This is a genomic window from Microcystis sp. LE19-131.1A (assembly GCF_027532015.1).
Lineage (GTDB): Bacteria > Cyanobacteriota > Cyanobacteriia > Cyanobacteriales > Microcystaceae > Microcystis > Microcystis ichthyoblabe_A.
In genome coordinates this window covers 1-5171 of record NZ_JAPZSS010000204.1, presented here as the reverse complement: position 1 = coordinate 5171, position 5171 = coordinate 1, and the positions used below count along the sequence as shown (strand labels likewise).

Here is a 5171-nt window from a genome sequence, read left to right as displayed (position 1 = left end):
AAAACCAAACCCCCCAATCTTGTGGGATTGAGGGGTAGGAAAGAATAATCCTGGCATCGAGCTATTGTCCCGGTCGGCAACCCGACAAGTATCTTGGCCACGGTGAAGTTTCACAACCGAGTTCGGGATGGAATCGGAGTGGTGCCATCACGTTAAAGACACCAGGAAGGGTAGAACCCTCAAGACTGCAAAAGCTAGGAAAAAAGTGGTGAAAGAAGAATCAGGTCAAGCCCTCGGTCGGTTAGTACTCCTCGACTGCACTCGTTACCGAGCTTCCATCTAGAGCCTATCAACGGGTAGTCTACCCGAGACCTTACTGGCTTAATGCCATGAGAGCAATCATCTGGAGGTGGGCTTCCCACTTAGATGCTTTCAGCGGTTATCCGCTCCGCACATGGCTACCCTGCGTTTACCGTTGGCACGATAACAGGTACACCAGCGGTGCGTCCTTCCCGGTCCTCTCGTACTAAGGAAGGCTCCTCGCAATGCTCTTACGCCTACACCGGATATGGACCGAACTGTCTCACGACGTTCTGAACCCAGCTCACGTACCGCTTTAATGGGCGAACAGCCCAACCCTTGGGACCGACTTCAGCCCCAGGTTGCGATGAGCCGACATCGAGGTGCCAAACCTCCCCGTCGATGTGAACTCTTGGGGGAGATCAGCCTGTTATCCCTAGAGTAACTTTTATCCGTTGAGCGACGGCCCTTCCACGCGGTGCCGTCGGATCACTAAAGCCGACTTTCGTCCCTGTTCGACTTGTGGGTCTCACAGTCAAGCTCCCTTCTGCTTTTGCACTCTATCGTCCCATTTCCAACGGGACCGAGGGAACCTTTGCGCGCCTCCGTTACCTTTTAGGAGGCGACCGCCCCAGTCAAACTGCCCACCTGAAACTGTCTCCCGCCCCGATTAGGGGTCAGGGTTAGAATTCTAGCCTCGCCAGAGTGGTATCTCACCGTTAGCTCCACTCTCCCCACGAGGAGAGTTTCAAAGCTTCCCACCTATCCTGCGCAAGCGAAGCCCGAAGCCAATTCCAGGCTACAGTAAAGCTTCATAGGGTCTTTCTGTCCAGGTGCAGGTAGTCCGTATCTTCACAGACAATCCTATTTCGCCGAGTCTCTCTCCGAGACAGTGCCCAGATCGTTACGCCTTTCGTGCGGGTCGGAACTTACCCGACAAGGAATTTCGCTACCTTAGGACCGTTATAGTTACGGCCGCCGTTCACCGGGGCTTCGGTCGTCAGCTTCAGATTACTCCTGACCAACTTCCTTAACCTTCCGGCACTGGGCAGGCGTCAGCCTCCATACTGCGTCTTACGACTTGGCGGAGACCTGTGTTTTTGGTAAACAGTCGCCTGGGCCTATTCACTGCGACCCTCTTGCGAGGGTACCCCTTCTCCCGAAGTTACGGGGTCATTTTGCCGAGTTCCTTAGAGAGAGTTATCTCGCGCCCCTTAGTATTCTCTACTTCCCCACCTGTGTCGGTTTCGGGTACAGGCAATTAATGATTAACGTGGTTCGGGCTTTTCTAGGAAGCTTGATCAGCGCCACTTCCCTCCCGTGGGAGGTGGGACTCGCGTCTTAGCTCCTGGTGTTTTCACCACCTCTCATCGCCTCGACTGCTTGCACTGGTAACCAACATCCAGCTGACGTTGACCTTCTCCGTTCTCCGGCACAATCATTAATCGGTACGGGAATGTTAACCCGTTGTCCATCGACTACGCTTTTCAGCCTCGCCTTAGGTCCTGACTGACCCTCCGCGGACGAGCCTTGCGGAGGAAACCTTGGGGTTTCGGGGTGTGGGATTCTCACCCACATTTTCGCTACTTAAGCCGACATTCTCACTTCTATAGAGTCCACAGCTGCTTGCCGCTACTGCTTCACCCCCTATAGAACGCTCCCCTACCACTACAATGTAGTCCACAGCTTCGGTAGATAACTTAGCCCCGTTCATTTTCGGCGCAGGAGCGCTTGACCAGTGAGCTATTACGCACTCTTTTAAGGGTTGCTGCTTCTAGGCAAACCTCCTGGTTGTCAATGCACTCCCACCTCCTTTCTCACTTAGTTATCATTTGGGGACCTTAGCTGGTGGTCTGGGCTGTTTCCCTCTTGACGATGAAGCTTATCCCCCACCGTCTCACTGGTAGTTTTTTTAGCCGTATTCAGAGTTTGCCTCGCCTTGGTACCGGTCTCCCAGCCCGCGGCGAAACAGTGCTTTACCCCGACTAAACTTCCACTACCGCTGCGCCTCAACACATTTCGGGGAGAACCAGCTAGCTCCGAGTTCGATTGGCATTTCACCCCTAACCACAGCTCATCCGCTAATTTTTCAACATTAGTCGGTTCGGACTTCCACTTGGTTTTACCCAAGCTTCATCCTGGCCATGGTTAGATCACCCGGGTTCGGGTCTACAAATTATGACGTTTCGCCCTATTCAGACTCGCTTTCGCTGGGGCTGTGGGGTCTTCCCCCTTCACCTGCCATAACCTGTAAGTCGCCGGCTCATTCTTCAACAGGCACACGGTCAGACGTTCAATCGTCCTCCCATTGCTTGTAGGCTAACGGTTTCATGTTCTATTTCACTCCCCTTCCGGGGTTCTTTTCACCTTTCCCTCGCGGTACTGTTTCTCTATCGGTCACACGGGAATATTTAGCCTTACCTCGTGGTCGAGGCAGATTCACACGGGATTTCACGTGCCCCATGCTACTCGGGATGCAGTTAAGCTGGTTCCTTTTTCGACTACAGGACTTTCACCCTCTCTGGTGCGGTTTTCAGCCGCTTCGTCTAAATTTCCCAGTCTTTTGTCACTGTCCCACGACCCCAAGTTCCGAAGAACTTGGTTTAGGCTGTTCCCTTTTCGCTCGCCGCTACTGGGGGAATCGCTGTTGCTTTCTTTTCCTCTGGCTACTAAGATGTTTCAGTTCACCAGGTTTGCTCGCTCCACCCTATGTATTCAGGTGGTCGTGTTTAGGGTTGCCCCATTCGGATATCTTCGGATCAATGCTTGCTTCCCGCTCCCCGAAGCGTTTCGTCGGTAACTACGTCCTTCTTCGCTTCCGTGTGCCTAGGTATCCACCGTTAGCCCTTATTAGCTTGACCTTGCGGTCTTCTTTTTTGGCTTTTTCACCTAGCTCTATGCAGTTTTCAAGGTTCCTCTGGACTCTTTACTCAGAGCCAGCATTCTCTCTTACTATGTCAGTAAGATAAGGTGCTGATTCCTCGCTTCTTTTCTTTCTTTTTGCCACCTGTGCAGGTGGGCCATCCTGGACTCGAACCAGGGACCTCACCCTTATCAGGGGTGCGCTCTAACCACCTGAGCTAATAGCCCTTGTTCCTGATTCAGGTCTTGTTTGAACCCAGAACCTAGTTTGAAAGCCAATTTCGCCTCGCTCCGACCTTTTGGGATTGATTCTTGGTAGCGACTACTTTTTTTTCGTCTCCTACCTGAATTAGGTCTCCCTTTAAGGAGGTGATCCAGCCACACCTTCCGGTACGGCTACCTTGTTACGACTTCACCCCAGTCACTAGCCCTGCCTTAGGCATCCCCCTCCTTGCGGTTGAGGTAATGACTTCGGGCGTGACCAGCTTCCATGGTGTGACGGGCGGTGTGTACAAGGCCCGGGAACGAATTCACCGCCGTATGCTGACCGGCGATTACTAGCGATTCCTCCTTCATGCAGGCGAGTTGCAGCCTGCAATCTGAACTGAGGCCGGGTTTGCTGGGATTCGCTGGCTCTCGCGAGTTCGCTGCCCTTTGTCCCGACCATTGTAGTACGTGTGTCGCCCAAGACGTAAGGGGCATGCTGACTTGACGTCATCCCCACCTTCCTCCGGTTTGTCACCGGCAGTCTCCTTAGAGTCCCCAACTTAATGCTGGCAACTAAGAACGAGGGTTGCGCTCGTTGCGGGACTTAACCCAACATCTCACGACACGAGCTGACGACAGCCATGCACCACCTGTGTTCGCGCTCCCGAAGGCACCCCCAGCTTTCACCAGGGTTCGCGACATGTCAAGTCTTGGTAAGGTTCTTCGCGTTGCATCGAATTAAACCACATACTCCACCGCTTGTGCGGGCCCCCGTCAATTCCTTTGAGTTTCACACTTGCGTGCGTACTCCCCAGGCGGGATACTTAACGCGTTAGCTTCGGCACGGCTCGGGTCGATACAAGCCACGCCTAGTATCCATCGTTTACGGCTAGGACTACAGGGGTATCTAATCCCTTTCGCTCCCCTAGCTTTCGTCCCTGAGTGTCAGATACAGCCCAGTAGCACGCTTTCGCCACCGATGTTCTTCCCAATCTCTACGCATTTCACCGCTACACTGGGAATTCCTGCTACCCCTACTGCTCTCTAGTCTGCCAGTTTCCACCGCCTTTAGGTCGTTAAGCAACCTGATTTGACGGCAGACTTGGCTGACCACCTGCGGACGCTTTACGCCCAATAATTCCGGATAACGCTTGCCTCCCCCGTATTACCGCGGCTGCTGGCACGGAGTTAGCCGAGGCTGATTCCTCAAGTACCGTCAGAACTTCTTCCTTGAGAAAAGAGGTTTACAATCCAAAGACCTTCCTCCCTCACGCGGCGTTGCTCCGTCAGGCTTTCGCCCATTGCGGAAAATTCCCCACTGCTGCCTCCCGTAGGAGTCTGGGCCGTGTCTCAGTCCCAGTGTGGCTGCTCATCCTCTCAGACCAGCTACTGATCGTCGCCTTGGTAGGCTCTTACCCCACCAACTAGCTAATCAGACGCAAGCTCTTCTTCAGGCCAATTAGTTTTCACCTTGCGGCACATCGGGTATTAGCAGTCGTTTCCAACTGTTGTCCCCGTCCTGAAGTTAGATTCTTACGCGTTACTCACCCGTCCGCCACTAGAATCCGAAGATTCCCGTTCGACTTGCATGTGTTAGGCACGCCGCCAGCGTTCATCCTGAGCCAGGATCAAACTCTCCATGATGAATCGTTTGATTCTTTTGACTTTTTTTCGTCTCCCCCTTGCGGGTTTGACTTTTTTGTTATAGAATTGCTTCTAAACGAGGCTTTTTTTGCTTGGCTTTCAAACTATTGTTTTGTCTAGGTTCCAGCGTCGTTTGTTTCGCTTCGCTTTCGCTTTGCTTCAACCGCGCATTTACCAATGTATCTAACTTCCCCTGGTTTGTCAACCCCTTTTGGCAA

At 53.0% G+C, this 5171-nt stretch carries 1 tRNA gene and 3 rRNA genes; all 4 read right to left on the bottom strand.

The annotated features are described in order from the left end of the window. Positions 1-48 precede the first annotated feature (48 nt). The 4 genes from rrf to O9323_RS15190 all read right to left on the bottom strand — a co-directional run bounded on the left by rrf (position 49) and on the right by O9323_RS15190 (position 4953). Positions 49-166 (bottom strand): 5S ribosomal RNA (gene rrf / locus O9323_RS15205). A 55-nt stretch (positions 167-221) separates the two neighbouring features. Continuing rightward, positions 222-3101, bottom strand: a 23S ribosomal RNA gene (locus O9323_RS15200). A gap of 155 nt (positions 3102-3256) precedes the next feature. After that, a tRNA-Ile gene (locus O9323_RS15195) sits at positions 3257-3330 on the bottom strand. A gap of 134 nt (positions 3331-3464) precedes the next feature. After that, positions 3465-4953: ribosomal RNA gene (locus O9323_RS15190) — 16S ribosomal RNA — on the bottom strand. The 16S, 23S and 5S rRNA genes sit together here with 1 tRNA gene alongside, the layout of an rRNA operon. Positions 4954-5171: the final 218 nt, after the last annotated feature.